16 protein-coding genes are annotated in these 18,077 nt (G+C 60.6%); 7 read left to right on the top strand and 9 right to left on the bottom strand.

Annotated elements, in window-relative coordinates:
• Positions 1–91 precede the first annotated feature (91 nt).
• Genes AWB64_RS06985 through leuD form a run of 3 tightly spaced genes read left to right on the top strand, consistent with a single transcriptional unit; the run spans position 92 to position 3,006 of the window.
• On the top strand, positions 92–970 hold the full coding sequence (locus AWB64_RS06985) for an alpha/beta fold hydrolase (protein ID WP_060817924.1): 879 nt from the start codon (positions 92–94) through the stop codon (positions 968–970).
• 4 nt (positions 971–974) lie between these two features.
• Positions 975–2,396, top strand: a complete 1,422-nt coding sequence (gene leuC / locus AWB64_RS06990) for a 3-isopropylmalate dehydratase large subunit (RefSeq protein ID WP_060817926.1) — start codon at positions 975–977, stop codon at positions 2,394–2,396.
• A complete protein-coding gene (leuD, locus tag AWB64_RS06995) occupies positions 2,389–3,006 on the top strand; it encodes a 3-isopropylmalate dehydratase small subunit (protein WP_060817928.1) in 618 nt (205 codons plus the stop codon). The genes leuC and leuD overlap by 8 nt, the downstream gene beginning before the upstream one ends.
• A gap of 78 nt (positions 3,007–3,084) precedes the next feature.
• Here leuD and AWB64_RS07000 read toward each other — a convergent pair whose 3' ends face one another.
• The 4 genes from AWB64_RS07000 to AWB64_RS07015 all read right to left on the bottom strand — a co-directional run bounded on the left by AWB64_RS07000 (position 3,085) and on the right by AWB64_RS07015 (position 9,765).
• The gene (locus AWB64_RS07000) at positions 3,085–3,942 is read right to left on the bottom strand and encodes an MlaA family lipoprotein (RefSeq protein ID WP_082850408.1); all 858 of its coding nucleotides are present in this window, start codon (positions 3,940–3,942) and stop codon (positions 3,085–3,087) included.
• Between the two features lie 43 nt (positions 3,943–3,985).
• Entirely contained in the window at positions 3,986–6,598 is a 2,613-nt protein-coding gene (hpnN, locus tag AWB64_RS07005) for a hopanoid transporter HpnN (RefSeq protein WP_060817931.1), read from the bottom strand.
• Positions 6,599–6,815: 217 nt separating this feature from the next.
• Positions 6,816–7,499, bottom strand: a complete 684-nt coding sequence (locus AWB64_RS07010) for a Fe2+-dependent dioxygenase (RefSeq protein WP_060817933.1) — start codon at positions 7,497–7,499, stop codon at positions 6,816–6,818.
• 37 nt (positions 7,500–7,536) lie between these two features.
• Positions 7,537–9,765: a TonB-dependent receptor gene (locus tag AWB64_RS07015; RefSeq protein WP_060818393.1), complete on the bottom strand. Its 2,229-nt coding sequence runs from the start codon at positions 9,763–9,765 to the stop codon at positions 7,537–7,539.
• Positions 9,766–10,266: 501 nt separating this feature from the next.
• On the opposite strand from AWB64_RS07015, the gene AWB64_RS07020 reads away from it, so the two are divergent.
• The 3 genes from AWB64_RS07020 (at position 10,267) to AWB64_RS07030 (ending at position 11,639) form a co-directional block, all read left to right on the top strand.
• Positions 10,267–10,893, top strand: a complete 627-nt coding sequence (locus tag AWB64_RS07020; protein WP_060817935.1) for an MlaC/ttg2D family ABC transporter substrate-binding protein — start codon at positions 10,267–10,269, stop codon at positions 10,891–10,893.
• A 117-nt stretch (positions 10,894–11,010) separates the two neighbouring features.
• Complete coding sequence (locus tag AWB64_RS07025; protein WP_060817936.1) at positions 11,011–11,247, top strand: type II toxin-antitoxin system Phd/YefM family antitoxin; 237 nt, start codon at positions 11,011–11,013, stop codon at positions 11,245–11,247.
• Complete coding sequence (locus AWB64_RS07030; RefSeq protein ID WP_060817938.1) at positions 11,244–11,639, top strand: type II toxin-antitoxin system VapC family toxin; 396 nt, start codon at positions 11,244–11,246, stop codon at positions 11,637–11,639. The genes AWB64_RS07025 and AWB64_RS07030 overlap by 4 nt, the downstream gene beginning before the upstream one ends.
• A gap of 79 nt (positions 11,640–11,718) precedes the next feature.
• On the opposite strand, the gene AWB64_RS07035 is transcribed toward AWB64_RS07030, so the two are convergent.
• The 3 genes from AWB64_RS07035 to ispH form a co-directional block, all read right to left on the bottom strand.
• Positions 11,719–11,970, bottom strand: coding sequence for a hypothetical protein (locus AWB64_RS07035; protein ID WP_060817940.1), 252 nt, complete (start codon positions 11,968–11,970; stop codon positions 11,719–11,721).
• Positions 11,971–12,150: 180 nt separating this feature from the next.
• Entirely contained in the window at positions 12,151–13,308 is a 1,158-nt protein-coding gene (gene hpnH / locus AWB64_RS07040; RefSeq protein WP_060817942.1) for an adenosyl-hopene transferase HpnH, read from the bottom strand.
• A 13-nt stretch (positions 13,309–13,321) separates the two neighbouring features.
• The gene (gene ispH, locus AWB64_RS07045) at positions 13,322–14,290 is read right to left on the bottom strand and encodes a 4-hydroxy-3-methylbut-2-enyl diphosphate reductase (RefSeq protein ID WP_060817943.1); all 969 of its coding nucleotides are present in this window, start codon (positions 14,288–14,290) and stop codon (positions 13,322–13,324) included.
• Between the two features lie 802 nt (positions 14,291–15,092).
• Between ispH and AWB64_RS07050 the strand changes: the two genes are divergently transcribed.
• Positions 15,093–16,280 (top strand): glycosyltransferase, encoded by a 1,188-nt coding sequence (locus AWB64_RS07050; RefSeq protein ID WP_060817944.1) that lies wholly within the window; start codon positions 15,093–15,095, stop codon positions 16,278–16,280.
• A gap of 47 nt (positions 16,281–16,327) precedes the next feature.
• Here the strand turns inward: AWB64_RS07050 and AWB64_RS07055 are convergent, their stop codons facing one another.
• Both AWB64_RS07055 and hpnA read right to left on the bottom strand, forming a co-directional pair.
• On the bottom strand, positions 16,328–16,825 hold the full coding sequence (locus tag AWB64_RS07055; RefSeq protein ID WP_060817945.1) for a hypothetical protein: 498 nt from the start codon (positions 16,823–16,825) through the stop codon (positions 16,328–16,330).
• A gap of 125 nt (positions 16,826–16,950) precedes the next feature.
• Positions 16,951–17,979, bottom strand: a complete 1,029-nt coding sequence (gene hpnA, locus AWB64_RS07060; protein ID WP_060817947.1) for a hopanoid-associated sugar epimerase — start codon at positions 17,977–17,979, stop codon at positions 16,951–16,953.
• Positions 17,980–18,077 lie beyond the last annotated feature (98 nt).

The following is an 18,077-nucleotide window of genomic DNA, read 5'->3' on the forward strand; positions in this document are numbered from 1 at the left end:
TTCATTCCTGGAAGTTAAGTCTGGATTGCCTGAATAGAAACTGTATCGTTCAGCGCATCAATTAAACTTCATAAAACTGCTGGAGACAACGATGTTCGAAGATTTCAAGGATGCATCTGCGACGGTCGAGGGAATCAGGATCAAGGCCATAACCGGTGGCGCCGGTCCAGCGCTGCTCCTGCTGCACGGCCATCCGCAAACGCACGCGATCTGGCATAAGGTTGCGCCGGCTCTGGCCCAACATTTCACGCTGGTCGCCGCGGACCTTCGCGGTTACGGCGAGAGCGGCAAGCCGCAAGGGCTGCCGGATCACAGCAATTACTCGAAGCGCCGCATGGCGCGGGACCAGGTGGACCTGATGCGGGCGCTGGGCCACGACTCGTTCGCCGTTCTGGGCCACGATCGCGGCGGCCGCGTCGCGGTGCGCATGGCGCTCGATCACCCCGGCGTGGTCACGAAACTGGTCACGCTGGACGTTGCGCCAACATTGGCGATGTACGAAAAAACCTCGTTCGAATTTGCTCGCGCCTACTGGCACTGGTTCTTTCTCGTGCGTCCCGCGCCGTTTCCAGAAACGCTGATCAACGCCGACGCCGACCTTTATCTCAAGCAGACCATCGGCGCACGCAGCGCGGGCCTGAAGCCATTCGCGCCCGAGGCATACGCACACTACCTGCGTTGCCTGCGGAGTCCCGGCACGGCGCACGGCATCTGCGAGGATTACCGCGCAAGCGTGACGATCGACCTCGAACACGACCGCGAGACGCTCGCAAACGGGGAGAAAAACGCCTGCGAATTCCTGGCGCTCTGGGGCGCGGAAGGCGTGATCGAAAAGTGCTTCGATCCGATCGCCGAGTGGCGGCAATACTCCCGCAACGTCACCGGCCACGCGCTGCCGTGCGGCCATTACATTCCCGAAGAAGCGCCGGAGGCGTTGATCGAATGCGTCTTGCCGTTTCTTGAGGCCTGAGATCATGCCGATCGCCACGACCTTCCATAAAAAGCTTGTCGACTCGCATACGGTTTTGCGTATTGATGAACAGAACGTCCTGCTCTACGTCGATCTGCATCTGATGAACGAATACACGAGTCCGCAAGCGTTCAGCGGTCTCGCCGATAAAAACCGTCCCGTGCGCCGGCCGAATCAGCAGCTTGCCGTTGTGAGCCACATCATTCCGACGCACGCCGAATCGCCGCGCGTGATTCGCGACGCCGCGTCGCTGCTGCAAGCCAACAACCTCGCGCGCAATTGCAATCAAGCCGGCATACGCCTGTTCGCCGCGAACGATCCGCTGCAGGGCATTGAACACATCGTCGCGCCCGAACTGGGCCTGATCCGCCCGGGCATGGCCGTTCTTTGCGGCGATAGCCACACGACGACCTACGGCGCGCTCGGTGCGCTGGGGTTTGGTATCGGCACGTCCGAGGTCGAGCACGTGCTTGCAACGCAAACGCTCGTGTATCACGTGGCGCGAACCATGCGTATTACGGTCGATGGCACTTTGCCTTACGGTACTTCATCGAAGGACTTGATCATCTGGATCATCAGCCAGATCGGCGCTCAGGGCGCGCGCGGCTACGCCGTTGAATTCGCGGGATCGACCGTGACGTCGCTTTCGGCCGAAGCGCGCATGACCCTGTGCAACATGATCGTGGAAGCGGGCGCCCGGGCGGCGCTGATCGCGCCGGATCAGACCACGTTCGACTATGTCCGCGCCCACGCGAAGACGCTCGACGACACCGCGTGGTGCGCCGCGCTCGCGGACTGGACGCAACTCAAGTCGGACGAGGACGCAACTTTCGATGCCGAACACCGTTTCAACGCGAGCGACATCGCGCCCTTCGTCACGTGGGGCACGAGCCCGAATCAGGCAATGCGCGTGGACGCGCTCGTTCCCGACGCCGCGTCGCAGGCCACGCCCGAAGCCGCTGCCGCATTGCGCCGCGCGCTGGACTATACCGGCCTCGAATCGAACCAGCCAATAGCCGGAACGCCAATCGACCGCGTGTTTATTGGCTCGTGCACGAATGGGCGGATCGAGGATTTGCGCATCGTGGCCGGGATTGTTCGTGGCCGGAAGGTCGCTCAAGGCGTGCGCGCGATGGTCGTGCCGGGTTCGGGATCGGTGCGCCGGCAGGCGGAGGCAGAAGGTATCGCGCAGACGTTGAAGAACGCGGGTTTCGAATGGCGCGAACCGGGATGCTCCATGTGCCTTGCGATGAACGACGACTTCCTGCAAGCCGGCGAACGCTGCGCGTCGACCACGAATCGCAATTTCGAAGGGCGTCAGGGGCGGGGCGGCCTCACGCATTTGATGAGCCCCGCGATGGCCGCCGCAGCCGCATTGACCGGCAAGATCACCGATGTCCGCACGCTGGAGAACCGCCATGTCTAAGCTAAGCGTCATTGAAGGGAGCGCGGCGCCGTTGCCTATCGAAAATCTGGATACCGATCAGATCATGCCGAAGCAATTTCTTCGGATTATCGATAAAGCGGGTTTGAGCCAGGGCCTTCTATACGATCTTCGTTTCGATGAGCACGGCGAGCCGCTCGACGCTTGCGTGCTGAATCAGGCGCAGTACAAAGCCGCGCGCATCCTGATTGGCGGCTCGAATTTCGGGTGTGGATCGAGTCGCGAGCACGCGGTGTGGGGCCTGCAGCAATATGGTTTCGATGCCGTCATTGCGCCGAGTTTCGCCGAAATCTTCTACTCGAACGCGATGAACAATCGTCTGCTGCTCGTGCAACTGGACCGGGAAGCGGTGGATATCCTGCTGCGTGATTCGGTGGGCGATCCGGCATCGATCATCAGGATCGATCTTGAAGCGCAAACCGTGACATCCGGAACCAGCGGCAAGGTTTTCAGCTTTCCGCTGGGCGCGCGGCATAAGCGTATGGTGATCGAGGGCATGGACACAATCGACCTGACGCTCGCGCAACGCGCCGATATCGAAGCATTCGAAAAGCGCCACTTCGCGCGCTATCCCTGGGCCGCCGTGATGTAGTCCACGCGGCGTCCAAACCTGCCCGCGATACAGCATGACCGTTAAGGTTGGCCGTATCGCGAGTCCAGCCGCGCAGCGCTACTTCGCTGCCGGGTCCGAATAATCCGGCAAGCCTTGCGACTTGCTGCTGCCGCCCGCGCCCGGCTGCGCAGGGGCCGACGTCGCGCTCGCGCCTGCTGCCGGCACGGCGGTCGCGCCGCTTTCGTCACCGTAATCGGGCAGCGCCGCATTAGCTGCGCCCGTCAGCAAATACTGGCGACGCTGCGTGTAGGCGTCGCGCACGAACGCGTATTTATCCAGCGCCGCTTGCGACAGGATGTCCGTTGCGCCCAGCAAATCGGCACGCGCGCTCATGAAATGCACGCCGAACAGCGCGGCGTTCGCGCCCGCGCTCATATACGTGCCCGGATTGAGCGGATAGCTCGCAATCCAGCTTGTGGAGTCCCGCACTGAACTCGGTCCGAGCAGCGGCAACACAAGATACGGCCCGGACGGCACGCCGTAATGCCCAAGCGTCAAACCGAAATCCTGGTTGTGCTTCGGCAGCCCCGCCGGCGTTGCCCAGTCGATCAGGCCGCCAATACCGAACGTTGAGTTGAACGCGAAGCGCATCAGGTCCTCGGTCGCGTCCGTGATCCGCAACTGCAGCAGGTTGTTCGCGAAGTTGCCAATATCCCCGATATTCGAGAAGAAATTGCTGATTGCCGTGCGCAGCGGGCTCGGCGTGACCTTCACGTAACCCGTGGCGATGGGGCGTGCGACGTATTTGTCGGCGGCGTCGTTGAACTTGAAAATCTGGCGGTTCATCGGCTCGAGCGGATCGCCCGGTTTTCGGTCGGGACCGGTCGCGCAGCCTGCCAGCATCAATGCGGCAGCGAGCGCCGCACCGCCCGAAAGGGCGCGCAGGTTGCGGGTGGCGCGTGGCGTGATTGCCATCGTCATGAGTCGTTTCCTTGGATCTTGCTGGTGATCGTACGAATTAATGAGTGTCGGCGGTCTTGCGCTGCACCCGGGGTTTGCCCATTAGAACCGGCTGAAATACCACTGCGCCAATCAGCGTTGTGAACAACGCCAGAACCAGCAGCCGGCCCATGCTCGACGTGCCCGGATGATGCGAAAACCACAAACTGCCGAACGCCGTTGCCGTGGTCGCGGCGCTGAACATCACGGCGTGCGTGAGGCTGGAATGCAGCAATCCGGTCTGCCCGGAGCGCCACGCCATCACGAAGTAGATCTTGAACGCCACGCCAATACCCAGCATCAGCGGCAACGCAATGATGTTCGCGAAGTTCAGCGGCATGTTGAACACGACGCACAACTCCAGCGTGACCACGGCGGAGACCAGCAAAGGTATCAAAGTTCTGAAAACATCGCCCACTCGACGCAACGTGATCCACAGCAAAATGGTGATTGCGATCAGGGACAGCACCGCCGCCTGCTCGAAGGCCTTGATGATGGTATTGGCCGAATGCAGCACGGAAATCGGGCCGCCGATTGCGTTCGGTTCCGCTTTTTGCACGGCGTCGGCGAAGCGGGCGAGCATCTGGTCGTCGTCGCGGTTCTTGCCTTCCAGCGCTTTTGGCGATGCCTCCACGAGCGCGTGGCCGTCGGCTGCGAGCCAGCCGTCGGTCATCGATTTGGGCAGCGAAGCCTGCGTGACAAGCGACGGCTGCAGCAGCGAACGCATCTGGCCGAGCGCGATGCGCAGCGGATCGGACATCGCGTGTTCGGCGCGATCGCGCGTGGCGGCATCGGCGGCGGCGAGCTTTTTCAGCGTCGCGGCGAGATGGCGTGCTTCGTTTTCGCCCGCGCCGGGATGTTCGTCGGCGGCGAGTTCGAGGGAGTTCGCAAGGCGCTTGAGCGTCGCGATGCGAACCGCGTCGCTGGCCGGTTGCGCGACGCGCTGGTTCAACGCCGGCAGAAGCTGTGCCGCCGCGGCCGAAATCAACTCGAGTTTTTTCGGCTGGTCGGCGGGAATCAGCGAGGACAGCGTGGTGGCGCGCTCGACTTCCGGCAATTGGGCGAGCTTCGCCGCGATCCTGTCGGCTTCCGCAAGCGATGGCGCCAGCACTTTTACATCGTTCACGGCGGCTTCGGGCGCGTCTTTCAGCGAGATCAGCGTGGCCATGGACTCGGTTTTCGGGTCCTTCAGGTTCAGCGGATTGAAGTCGAAGCGCAGATGCATCAGAAGCGGCAACGCGCCAATCACCACGATCAACGTGCCGATCAACACCGGCTTGCGATTGCGTGCAAGGTATTCGTCGACCGGCGCGAGCTTCGGAAAGCCCGGCGAACCTGCTTCGCCCGGCGGCGCGAACACCTTGATCAGCGCGGGCAGCAGCGTCATGTTGGTGAAATACGCGACCAGCATGCCGACGCCCGCGATCTGCCCGAGTTCCGACACGCCACGGTACGCGGTCGGCAGGAACGAGAAGAAGCTCGCGGCGGTGGCGGCGGCGGCGAGCGTCAGCGGCACGCCGACGTGCCGCGCGGTGCTGACGAGCGCGACGTCGAGCCGGTCGTCCTTGAAGCGTTCCTCGCGATACCGCACGCCGAACTGAATCCCGAAATCCACGCCGAGCCCGACGAACAGCACCATGAACGCGACCGAAATCAGGTTGAGCGCATGAACCATGATGAGGCCGAGCGCGGCCGTGACCGCGAGCCCGACAAACAACGTGATGAACACGGCGACGATCATCCTGCCCGAGCGCAGCGCGAGCCAGAGAATCACCAGCACGACGATAAACGTCAGGATGCCGTTCAGCACCGCGCCATCTTTGAGCGATGCGAATTCTTCGTCGGAGAGAGGTTGTTCGCCCGTAAGACGCACGACCGCGCCGTATTTCTCCTGGATTTTCAGCGCGTTTGCCGTTGCACGGATCGCGTTCGAACCGCTCGCGCCGGGTTCCAGCGCGTTGTAGTCCACGACCGGCTGCACCGTCACGAACGCGCGCGCGGGCTGGGTTGCGGCGGTATCGACGAGATTGCGCCACGAGAATACGGCCGGCTGGTTCGCGACGACTTTATCCAGCACGCCGGCGCTTTGTCCCAGCAGCTTCGACATTTGCCCGAGCGTCACCTGGCCGAGCTGCAACGGGAGATTGAGGCTGGTATTGAGCGTTCCGGCCAGGCCCGTCAGCGTGGGATCGTGCGCCAGCGCGTTGATCAGCGGGCGCGCCTTGACCAGTTGCTGGGTGGTGTCGGCGACTTTATCGGCAGAAAGATAGAGCAGGCCGTTGTGCTCGAAGAACTCGCCGCCCGACGGTTGCGAGACGGCCGTGAATTTTTTCGTGTCCTGGGCGAGCGCCGCCGCGAGTTCGCTGGCGGCGGCATCGGCGAATTCCGGCGCCTGCGCTTCGACCACCACCAGCACCGTGGAACCCCGTTGCGGAAACGCGCTGTCAATGGCGTGGCTGCGCGCCGCCCACTCGGGTTCTGTCTCGATAAGCTGGCTGATGTCGGTGCTGATCTTGAAGTGATGCAGCACGTAATAGCCGCTCAAAATGGCGGCCAGCAGCGATAAAACGATAATCCACGCGGGCCGGCGGATGGACAAGGTGACGAGACGCGCAATAAGAGGCGTGAGCATGAAGACGAGTGCCTCGGAGGGCTTGTTCGGTGTTTTTTGGGGGAAAAGTGCGAAAGCCGGCGTTCAGGCGGCTTTGGGCGACGCGTGAGTATACCGGTCGCAATAAGCGGGCAGCAGGGAAGCGGCCCGTGCGGGTGATTTGCGTGTCTTTCCGACGACTACAGTTAATGACAAAAAGTAGTGGCGGATTGAATGAGCGTGAGGCTCCGGACTGGGTTCAGGTATCGCTCCAAAGCCTCAACAAATTGTGATAACACCCAACGAGCGTGCGCCTCGCGGCATCATCGGCGTTTTCGGCGTTGAGCCTTTGAATTGCCGTGTCCATATCGAACAGCAAGCTGCGACGCGTGTCGTCGCGAACCAGGCTTTGCGCCCAGAAGAAGCTCCCCACGCGCATCCCGCGCGTCACTGGCCGGACCTGATGCAGGCTCGTCGCCGGATACACAATCGCGGCTCCCGCCGGCAGTTTCACTTCCTGCACGCCATACGTGTCCTCGATCACAAGCTCGCCGCCGTCGTATTCGTCCGGCGGCGTGAGGAAAAGCGTGATCGATACATCCGTGCGCACGCGCGTGCCATGTCCCGGCACGAGGCGAATGGCGCCATCGACATGACTGCCGAAGTGCATGCCGCCTTCATAGCGGTTGAAAAGCGGCGGATAAACCTTGTTCGGCAGCACTGCGCTGATAAACAACGGATGCCGTTCGAGCGACGCAAGAATCGCGTCGCCGAGTTCGAACGCAATCGGCGACTCCTGCGCGATCTGCTGGTTGCGCTTGACCGGCGCGCCCTGGTAGCCGGCCGTTGCGCGGCCGTCCACCCAGGCGTCCGATGCATCGAGCCGCTGGCGCATCGCGGCGGCGTCCTCGGGACTGAGGACATCGGGTATTGAAAGGATCATGATTGATGTGCAGCGCCGCTGCGCTCGGCCAGTAAAGTCAATAGAACCGATAGTTTAGCGTTGCCAGGAACGTGCGCCCGTAACCTGGCACCGCGCGCCCGCCGTCCGACGGAATCAGCGCATCGTAATAATGCTTGTTGGTCAGGTTCTGCACGTTCAACTGGATGTCGTAGTGCTTCTGGTGGTAGGCCGCCATTGCGTCCCAGCGCGTGTACGCGGGCACCTGCACGAAGTCGTTGCTGGCCGCGTATCGTGCCGACGTGTACACCGGACCGCCGCCGAACGTCCATTGCGGCGTGAGGTCGTAGGTGGTCCACAGCGTGATCATGTTGCGCGGCGTGTTGGCGAGCGTCTTGCCGTTTGTGTTGTCCAGCGCCTTCACGACTTCGCCGTCCATGTAGGTATAGCCGCCGAACACCTGCCATTTATTCGTGATGTGCCCGGCGAGTCCAAGCTGATAACCACGCACGCGCACGTCGCCGTCGAGCGTGTAGCTGCCGTCGGTCTGAAGCGTGCGGGCATTGGTTTTATCGATATTGAACAGCGATTGCGTCACCGACAAACCGCCGTTGAGCAAATCCCATTTCGTGCCGATCTCATACGAGCGGTTCGATTCCGGCGGAATGTTCTGCTGGTTGTTTGTGAGCGTCAGCGCTTCCAGCGACGGGTTGAACGACGTGCCATACGACACGTAGTACGACTGCCAGTCGGTCGGCTGGAAAATGATCCCGCCGCGCACGCTCGTGAAGAAGTTGGTCTGTGTGGCATACGAAGGCGCGTTGAGCGTGTTCTTGATCGACGCTTCATAACGGTCCCAGCGCACGCCGCCCACGACCTTCCAGTACTGGCCGATCGAGACCGTGTCGTTGGCGAAAATGCCAATGCCGTTCGCACTCGATTCCACCAGATTGGTTGCGACTTCCTGCGTGTTCGCCGGCCGCGTGGTGTATTGCGGATTGAGCAGCGGCACGATGGCGATGGTGTTCGACGGCAAGCCCGGCGTGGTCGCGGTGAACGACTGGTTGCTATAGGTCTCGTGACTCAGGTCGACGCCCGCAATCACCTCGTGCTTGAGGAATCCGGTGTTGAACTTGTAGTCGATATCGGTGGTGTTGTAGATCGAATGATCGTTGATGTTGCGGTCCTTGCCTTGCAGCCTCACGAACAGCGACGACAGCGGCAGCGACGTGAAATTGCCGTTCGCGAGCGCCGGTGAATTTCCAGCCGGACCGGTCAGCACGGCGGCTGCGTTTGTGGCTATGGCGTCGGTGCTGTAGTGGCTGAACTGCGTCTGGTTGCGCAGCGTGAGGTCATCGCTGAAACGATGCTTGATCCGTGCCGAAACCGTCTGCACGTCCTGAATCGTGCGGTCGCCCTCGAAGCCGTAGAACTGGCTCTTGCTCACCGGCGCGGGCGCACCGTTCACTGGCGGAATGCCGTAGTCGGGCTGGTCGCGGTTATGCTCGATCAACGCGGAGAGCGTGACTTCCGTTGGCGTGCCGATACCGAAAGTCGCCGTCGGCGCGAAGCCGTAGTCCTTGCTTTTCATCACATCGCGCGTCGAGCCGAGGTCCTGGCCGAACGCGTTCAGGCGTATCGCCGACGTGCTGGAAAGCGGCTGGTTGATGTCGAAGCTTCCGCGATACCGGTCGCTCGTGCCGACCATCGCGGACACGGACGCGTGCGCTTTCAGTTCCGCCTGCTTGCTCACCTGGTTGATCACGCCGCCCGTTGAACCGCGGCCAAAATAAAGCGATGACGGGCCATACAGCACGTCGATGGATTCAAGATCGAACGTGTCCCGATAGTATTGGCCGCGATCGCGAAAGCCATCGAGATAAATGTCCGTGCGCGCCGAGAAACCGCGCAAGTTGATGTTGTTGCCGATCTGACCGCCCTCTGCCGCACCGATCGTCACGCCGGGCACGTTGCGCAGGGCGTCGGAGAAAGAAGTGACAGCCTGCGATTGCAGCACGGACTTGGGAACGACCACGGCTGCCTGCGGAATATCGCGCAGAGCGGTTGGCACTTTTGCGCCGACGCTCGATTTATCGGGCTGGAAATCGTTCGACGTGTCCGCTTGGCCGGTCACCCGAACAGCAGGCAGTGTGGCGTTTTCCGCGGGTGTCACCGCTTCGGTTTGCGCTTGCCCTGGTGCTTGAACCTGGGTAGTCGGCGCGGTTTGCGCATAAGCGTAAAGCGGCGCGGCAGCAGGTACAGCCACGAAACTCATGATCGCGGCAGCAAGCGGTGTCTTCCTCAACATGTGCATCCCCGGTACTAGATGGTTAATGGCCGCGCTCGGGGCGCGAGCCGTGAATGGAAGGTCGCGAAAAACCCGCGACGCGTTTATGACGGATTCGGAGCGTGCAAGCAGCGGCCGGCGGTCACCTCGCGTTTGCGATCGATCTCACCTGGACTGCTGATTGTGTAAATGCGAATCGATATCATTACACAGGTAACAATAGTTTTCAATTAAATAAAATGAACTTAACGAGCACCAGACGAACAAAGCGCCCTTGTTGAAAAGGGCGCAGTTTTGTCTGGAGAGATGTGGAAGAAACGTGATTGCGGCAAGTGTCGAGGGCGAACCCCGGATCCTCAATGAACTGTCGTGCAAGACTCCGGTCGATATACTGACGACGCATGCTTCGATCCCTTTTTAGCGCTGTGGATCTGAGCAGGTGCAGAAATCGTCGCGAGCGGCGTGCAAGCATCGTTCGATGCCGGCTAGCAGCCGTCTTCCATTACTTGAACTTTCGGTCGTATGAAACGCTATTTGCCTGCCCGTATTGTCTTTGTCGCCCTGGCTTTTTCGGCGACGCTTTTTTCCAGCGCATCGTTCGCGCAAACAAGTCCCGACGCCGTGGTGAAAGGCGCCGTGGAGGGAACGGTCAATGCGATGAAGGCCGATCCGCAAGCGCGCGGCGGCGACATGGCCAAGATCACGCAACTGGTCCAGACCCGTTTCGTGCCTGCTACGGACTTCCAGCGCACCACGCGCATTGCCGTCGGCAAGGCATGGAGCACGGCGACGCCGGAACAACAGCAGCAGCTTTACGATCAATTTCAGACGTTGCTGGTGCGCACATACACATCGTCGCTCTCGCAATTGCGCGACGAAGATGTGAAGTTCAAGTTTGATTCCCCCACGCTTGATGCAGGCGGCAAGGATGCTGTCGTCCAGTCGCATGTTTATTCGACGGGCGGGGACAATCCGGTGCGGTATCGGCTGCAGAAGACTGCGGATGGCTGGAAGATCTACGACATCGACATGATGGGCGCGTGGCTGATTCAGGTCTATCAGACGCAGTTCGCCGGCCAGTTGCAAAAGGGCGGCGTGGATGGATTGATCAAGTTCCTGACCGCGCACAACGCCCGGACAGCGGAATAAGAACTTGCGAGTGGACGTAAAAAAAACGCAGCCGGCGGAAGCCGGCTGCGTTTTTTTGTTGGTCAGATCGCCACTTCAGCGCTCTGATGACCATAGACATATGACCAGGGGCATAAAATGCCGAATCGGCACGTATCGAAATCGGAGTTCAAGGCAAAAGCGCTCGAACTTTTCCGCCAGGTCGAATCCTCGGGAGATCGGCTGATTGTGACGAACCACGGTCGTCCAACCCTTGAGGTGCGTCCCTACCGCGATGATGCTCAAGGTCCACTCGAAATTCTTCGTGGCTCGCATTTGCGTTATGAGAATCCAACGGACCCGGTCGGTGAGGATGATTGGGAGGCCGTTAAGTGATTGGCCTGGATACGCACACGCTGGTTTGGTGGGTGACCAGCGATGCCTCACTGAGCAAAAAAGCCAAGTTGGTGATCGAACGAGAGCACGCAGGAGAGGAAATCGTCGTATCTGCAATTTCCGCATGGGAAATCGCGATGCTGGTTGAGCGAGAAACGCTTGCGTTTTCCATGGATGTCGAGCAATGGCTTGGACATGTGCAGCAGATTCCCGGAGTCCGGTTTGAGCCAATCGACGTGAATGTTTCCATCAAGTCGGTCAAGTTGCCGGGCGAACTTCACAAGAACCCGGCGGACCGGTTGATCGTGGCGACCGCGGGAAATCTAGCGGCACCTCTGATAACAAAAGGTCTCAGGATCAGAGCGTACGCGCACGTCAAAACAATCTGGTGAGATCGGGTAGTGGGACGGTGGGTACGCCTGGTCCACTGTGTCCCTTGAAACTTTATGCGCAGCAAGTTTCGCCCACCGGTCAGCATTCCGACACAAGCACCATCGCTGCCGACGAAACGTTCTTTGCCGACTTCAGCGCCTTCTCTCTCACTGCGGTCATATCTTCGGTCGTGCTTGAATATCGGAACGAAGCTGGAAGCAACCGATAATCCGCCGCAACTTGTGCGGCCTTCGTCTCGCTGAATCCTGACTTGCGAAGTGTCTTTGCCAGAAGCAGATAATCGTCCAGATCGGCTTTGCCGAGATTGATCATTACGTTGAAGTCGGCCATAGCGTCCTGCTGGTTTACGTGAAACAAGCGATGCTACACGGGCTCGTCAGAAGTGCGTCTTGAAAACAAAACGGGCGGAAAAACGTTGCTCAACGCAACGCCATCCACCCGTCTTGTTTCCCTGCTGCTTCGGTTGCCGCTCAACACATCAGCCGCAAAAACACCGCGTGCCAAAAAAACTCAGGCCGCAGCCGTCGTTGTCTGCTTGCCGCCCTTGTTGGTCTTTGCACGGCCGATTTCTTCCAGCTTGATCTCAACGTGCTTCGAGAATACGTATTCCGCCGGGCGCTGATTGTCCACCGGAAGGTCTTTCGCGTAAGCGCCTTCGGTACGCGGACCGCGCAAGGCAACCCGTGCCGCCTTCAAGGGATGCGCAACAGTGTCCATCACGGCAGTGGCTTCGAAGCCGCAATGCACCATGCAATCGGCGCACTTCTCGTACTTGCCCGTACCGTACTTGTCCCACTCGGTCGTTTCCATCAGCTCCTTGAAGGTCTTTACATAACCTTCGCCGAGCAGATAGCACGGACGCTGCCAGCCGAACACGGTGCGCGCCGGGTTGCCCCAGGGTGTGCATTCGTACGTCTGGTTGCCGGCCAGGAAGTCGAGGAACATGCTCGACTGGCTGAACGACCAGCGCTTGCCGTTGTCGCCACGCTTGAAAATGTCTCGGAACAACGTCTTCGTTTTCTCGCGATTCAGGAAGTGCTGCTGGTCCGGCGCGCGTTCATACGCATAGCCAGGCGACACCGTGATGCCGTCAACGCCCATGGGCCCGAGCGTATCGAAGAAATTCGCGACGCGTTCCGGATCGGCGTCGTTGAACAACGTGCAGTTGATGTTCACGCGAAAACCACGGCGTTTTGCTTCCTTGATCGCCGCGACCGCCTTGTCGTACACGCCGTCTTGCGAGACGGAATGGTCATGCGCCTGTTTGTCGCCGTCGAGGTGGACCGACCAGACGAAATAAGGATTCGGCTCGTAGTCGTCCATCTTCTTTTCCATCAGCAGCGCATTCGTGCACAGGTACACGAACTTCTTGCGCGCGATGATGCCCTTCACGATCTGCGGCATTTCCTTGTGCAAGAGCGGCTCGCCGCCAGCAATGGAGACCACCGGCGCGCCACATTCGTCGACGGCCGCGAGGCAGTCTTCCATGGAGATGCGCTGATTCAGGATGGGATCCGGATAATCGATCTTGCCGCAGCCATTACACGCGAGGTTGCAGCGAAACAGCGGCTCTAGCATCAGCGCGAGCGGATAACGTTTGTTGCGCATGAAATGCTGGCGCGCGATATATGCGCCAACCCGGACTTTTTGCAGCATCGGAATAGACAATTGCGTGTGCTCCTTAATCTTCGCGAAGGGCGCCGGCGGAAGCCGTTGCCGCTGCAAGCGGCCTGGTCAGCTTCGCGGGGAGTTTGAATTCAACTTTTTCTTCGCGGCCGGACATTGTCGTCACTTCGACAGGGCCCAGCGCGCGCAGTGCATCAATAACGTGTTTGACCATTTCTTCCGGGGCGGACGCGCCCGCCGTGATGCCGACCGCCTGCGCACCCGCAAACCACTCGGCCTTCACTTCCGAACCGTCGGCAACCAGATAACTGGGCACGCCCGTTTCGGCGCCAATCTCACAAAGGCGGTTCGAGTTCGAGCTATTCGTGGCGCCGACCACGAGCAGCACGTCCACTTGCGTGCTGAGTTCGCGCACGGCGGCCTGACGGTTTTGCGTGGCATAGCAAATATCGCGCGTATCCGGACCGACAATATCGCTGAAGCGCCGGTGCAACGCGTCGATAATGCCGCGTGTATCGTCCACGGAAAGCGTGGTTTGCGTGACATAGGCGACGGGTTCGTCGGCGGGCAGCGAGAGCGTGGCGACTTCCGCCTCGCTCTGCACCAATACCACGGTGCCCGGAATCTGGCCGATCGTGCCTTCCACTTCCGGATGCCCTGCATGGCCGATCAGGATCAGCGTGCGGCCTTGCGCGACATATTGCCGGCCTTGCACGTGGACCTTCGTCACGAGCGGACAGGTCGCGTCGAGTACATCCAGGCCGCGTGCCTGTGCGTCCGCTTCCACCGTTTGCGCTACGCCGTGCGCGCTGAAAATGGCGACCGCGCCATGCGGGACTTCGTCGAGTTCCTCGACAAAACGCGCGCCCTTGCTACGAAGATTGTCGACAACATGCCGATTATGAACGATCTCATGGCGCACGTAGACGGGCGCGCCATGTCGTTCCAGAGCACGATCGACAATCTCGATCGCGCGGACCACGCCCGCACAAAAGCCGCGGGGTTGAGCAAGGATAATACGCATATTCGGGCGAACTCCGACTGGCGCGGGTTTCGAATGGAACCGGCAAATGCTTCGATCAAATCCGGTCGATTTGTTGTAAGCAAAATTAAAGCTTCTCCGAAAAGCTTGACGAAACAATTGCCTAAAAATAGACCATTCGTTTCAACTTTAGGGCCGAACTTGACCGTGTATTCTATCGCGTTCGCTTTTTGCATGCTTGTTATGGGGTCGTTCCACTTCCCGTGGCAGGGCGAATTATTTTGTGCGCGGCGAAGCCGGTAAACTGGCGGTCGCTATGGGGATCGCCGGATGTCGCGATGTCGTTCCGAAGCCGGATCGCGTGAATTGCACCGTGAATACGGCGGCTCAGCCGGTGTAAAGACGTGGAGAAGGCCCGGTTGCGCGGGTTATTTAAAAACCTTTGCGGTGGATTTCCTATTAACGTTTGCCCGCCAGTCATTGATTTTCGTCGCGTTTTTCGAATCGCGAGAACCGAGTGGACACTTCTGCCAGTCGTTGCGCACAGCCAACAGAACATGACGTCGAGCACGCGCCTGGCCGCGCGTTGCCATTCTTTCGGGTGAATAACACGCGCATTCACTTTGACTCGTGTATCGACGTTGGCCGAACGGCATATCGACACCGAGCGCGGCGACAATGCATGCTTGTCGCTCGACATCCGCTTTGCATTGAGGCTTGCATCGAGCCTTACACCCAAGCCTTAACAAGCGTTTGAGCGTAAAGTTCGCACCGCCGAGGCGCTTCGTGGAAGCGCCGGCGCCGTTGTTTAGACCTGTAATAAACGTGTAGAACCGAACTGACGATGCTCCTGATTGCCTGGTTGTCCCTTCTAGTCTGGATTGTCCTGTTGTTTGCCCGTGGCGGTTTCTGGCGTGCGCAAGCCGTCGAACCGCTTAGCGAAAGCACCGTTCACGCGGTGGGACAGGCGGAAATTGCACGTCGTGGCGCGTGGCCCGCTGTGGTCGCGGTCGTGCCGGCGCGCAACGAGGTCGACGTGATCGGCCGCGCGGTGGCGTCTTTGCTCGCGCAGGACTACGCGGGCTCGTTTCATCTGATCGTGGTCGACGACCACAGTACCGACGGCACGGCCGACGCTGCGCAGGCCGCCGCGCGCGAAGCGGATCTCGAAGACCGCTTGACGGTGTTGACCGCCGCGGCGTTGCCGGCGGGCTGGTCGGGCAAGGTCTGGGCGCAGTCGCAGGGGATTGCGGCTATCGACAAGCTGGGTTTGCCCGCCGACTATCTTTTGCTCACCGACGCCGATATCCGGCATCCCCCCAACGCCGCATCGCAGCTCGTGGCGCGCGCGATTCTGGAGGACCGCGATCTCGTGTCGCTGATGGTGCGTCTGCGCTGTGATTCCATGTGGGAAAAAGCGTTGATCCCGGCGTTCGTGTTTTTCTTCGCGAAGCTGTATCCGTTCGCGTGGGTGAACAACGTGCAAAGCCGTACGGCAGGTGCGGCGGGTGGTTGCATGATGGTACGGCGGGCGGCGCTCGTGGAGGCTGGCGGCATTGAATCGATCCGCGGCGAGCTTATCGACGACTGCAGCCTGGCGTCGCGCATCAAGTTTCGCAATGGCGTGAACGCGGCGCGTCCAATTCGTCTTGATCTCGCCGCCAGGAGCGAGTCGTTGCGCCCCTACGACGACTGGCGTGAGGTCTGGAACATGATCGCGCGCACGGCGTTCACCCAGTTGCGCTACTCGGCGCTACTGCTGGTGGGCACGCTGCTCGGCATGTGTGTGATCTATCTTGCGCCGCCTGTCGTCGCACTTTCCATGGGAGCCAAGGGCTGGCCGGCGTGGCTCGCGTGGATCGCAATGTGCTGTGCCTATGCGCCAATGCTGCGTTATTACCGCCGCTCGATTCTATGGGCGCCGCTGTTGCCGCTGGTCGCGCTGTTTTATGTCAGCGCGACAGTGGGATCGGCGGTGCGTTTCTGGAGCGGGAAAGGCGGGCAATGGAAGGCGCGGGTGCAGGCGCCGTGAATGTGCGGCGGCGCGCGGGCCCGGCATACAATCCGGACCCGCGTGAATCAACGCTGGGTCAGCATTGCGTAAAGCTCGATCACCATATCCGGCGAGAACGAGAACGGCACCCAGCCGTGGCCGGTGTGCCGCAATACCAGCAGGCGGTCGCCGTTCGGATAACGCTGCGTGGCCATCACGGGGTTTTTTGTCGCGACGTAACGCCAGCCGGGCGGCAGGCCATTCGGCTGATCGACGCTCATTGACGCGCGCGCGTTCGACAATTCCTCGATCAATTGCGACACGCCTTCTGGACTCAGCGCCACCGTCTTCCCGCCGATGGTCATCTCGATCACGTTCTGCTCGGGACGCGAGACGTTCAGCGTGGGCTTTTCGTCGGCTGCGGGCACGTCATGCGCGCCGTCACCGGAGGCTGATGCGGCAGTGGAATCAGCGACGGTATCATCGGGAACAAAATCAGTAACAGGATCAGAAGCGGAAGCTGCAGCCAGAATCAGTTCATCGAGACTTGATTCCAGCGCGCCGAGCTGGTCGGTTAGGTTCATGCGGTGTATGCCTTTTCTCGCCTTGCATCGAACCCGCGATTTTAACTGCTGCATCCCCCGCGTCGCGCCACGTGTTGTAACAAAATGCGTGTTGGCGCACCAGGAATGGGGCCAATGCAATACCGTCAACGCGTCAGATAACCGTTTTCGCGGAACCAGTCGAGTGCGTGACTCAAGCCTTCGCCGTAGGGCCGCGCGCGGTATCCAAGTTCGCGCTCGGCTTTCGCCGACGTGAAATACATCTTGTTCCTGGACATCCGTAATCCGTCGATAGTGACAAACGGCTCCTTGCCGCTGAACTTGGCAAATAGTTCCGCGCCGGCCGCGAGCGGATAGAGCGGGCCGCGCGGCAACTTGATGGTCGGCGGCTTGCGCCCGGCCAGTCCGGCTATATCGGCGAGCATTTGCTGCAGGGTCAAATTTTCTCCGCCCAGAATGTAGCGCTCGCCGATCACGCCGCGTTCAAGCGCGAGAAGATGGCCGTTCGCCACGTCGTCCACATGCACGAGGTTCAGGCCGGTATCGACGAAAGCCGGGATCTTGCCCGTCGCCGCCTCCACGATGATCCGTCCGGTCGGCGTCGGCTTGACGTCGCGCGGGCCGATTGGCGTGGACGGATTCACGATCACGGCCGGTAAGCCGTCGTTCGCGACCATGCGTTCCACCGCGCGCTCGGCGAGCACCTTGCTGCGCTTGTACGCGCCAATGGTCTGATGCGCTTGTGCGGGCTTGGTTTCATCGACGATATCGCCTGACGGATTCACCTTGAGCGTCGCGACGCTGCTGGTGTACACGACGCGCTCTACGCCTTCGGCGAGCGCCGCGCGCATGGTGGCTTCGGTGCCCTCCAGGTTCGCGCGCTCGATCTCGCCGGGGTCGCGTGCCCAGATCCGATAGTCGGCGGCCACGTGCAGCAGATAGCGCACGCCTTTCATGGCGGCACGCATGGATGCTTCGTCGCGCATGTCGCCGATCACGACTTCGGCGTCGAGCCCTTCGAGATTCTGCCGGGAACTGGTCTTGCGTATGACAACGCGCACGTCCAGGCCGCGTTCCCGGGCAAGGCGCGCGACCGCTGACCCCACGAATCCGGATGCACCAGTGACAAGCACGCGTCCACTGCAACCATGCGAAAGTTCGATCGGGTCAGTCATTTTTTCCTCTTTCTGGCTTGCGAAGGTAACAGTTGCGCGTCTCTCGAAGCGTCTCAATCAGCCCTGAACCCATATGTGACAAGGGCTGGCGGGTCGTG

The sequence above is a fragment of the Caballeronia sordidicola genome, assembly GCF_001544455.2.
GTDB lineage: Bacteria > Pseudomonadota > Gammaproteobacteria > Burkholderiales > Burkholderiaceae > Caballeronia > Caballeronia sordidicola.

Coding starts and splice junctions, on each gene's coding strand:
- AWB64_RS07010 (WP_060817933.1), bottom strand. CDS start 7,499: ATGATCCTTTCAATACCCGATGTCCTCAGTCCCGAGGACGCCGCCGCG.
- AWB64_RS07020 (WP_060817935.1), top strand. CDS start 10,267: ATGAAACGCTATTTGCCTGCCCGTATTGTCTTTGTCGCCCTGGCTTTT.
- hpnA (WP_060817947.1), bottom strand. CDS start 17,979: ATGACTGACCCGATCGAACTTTCGCATGGTTGCAGTGGACGCGTGCTT.
- leuC (WP_060817926.1), top strand. CDS start 975: ATGCCGATCGCCACGACCTTCCATAAAAAGCTTGTCGACTCGCATACG.
- ispH (WP_060817943.1), bottom strand. CDS start 14,290: ATGCGTATTATCCTTGCTCAACCCCGCGGCTTTTGTGCGGGCGTGGTC.
- AWB64_RS07025 (WP_060817936.1), top strand. CDS start 11,011: ATGCCGAATCGGCACGTATCGAAATCGGAGTTCAAGGCAAAAGCGCTC.
- AWB64_RS07050 (WP_060817944.1), top strand. CDS start 15,093: ATGCTCCTGATTGCCTGGTTGTCCCTTCTAGTCTGGATTGTCCTGTTG.
- AWB64_RS06985 (WP_060817924.1), top strand. CDS start 92: ATGTTCGAAGATTTCAAGGATGCATCTGCGACGGTCGAGGGAATCAGG.
- AWB64_RS07015 (WP_060818393.1), bottom strand. CDS start 9,765: ATGTTGAGGAAGACACCGCTTGCTGCCGCGATCATGAGTTTCGTGGCT.
- AWB64_RS07035 (WP_060817940.1), bottom strand. CDS start 11,970: ATGGCCGACTTCAACGTAATGATCAATCTCGGCAAAGCCGATCTGGAC.
- hpnN (WP_060817931.1), bottom strand. CDS start 6,598: ATGCTCACGCCTCTTATTGCGCGTCTCGTCACCTTGTCCATCCGCCGG.
- AWB64_RS07055 (WP_060817945.1), bottom strand. CDS start 16,825: ATGAACCTAACCGACCAGCTCGGCGCGCTGGAATCAAGTCTCGATGAA.
- leuD (WP_060817928.1), top strand. CDS start 2,389: ATGTCTAAGCTAAGCGTCATTGAAGGGAGCGCGGCGCCGTTGCCTATC.
- AWB64_RS07000 (WP_082850408.1), bottom strand. CDS start 3,942: ATGGCAATCACGCCACGCGCCACCCGCAACCTGCGCGCCCTTTCGGGC.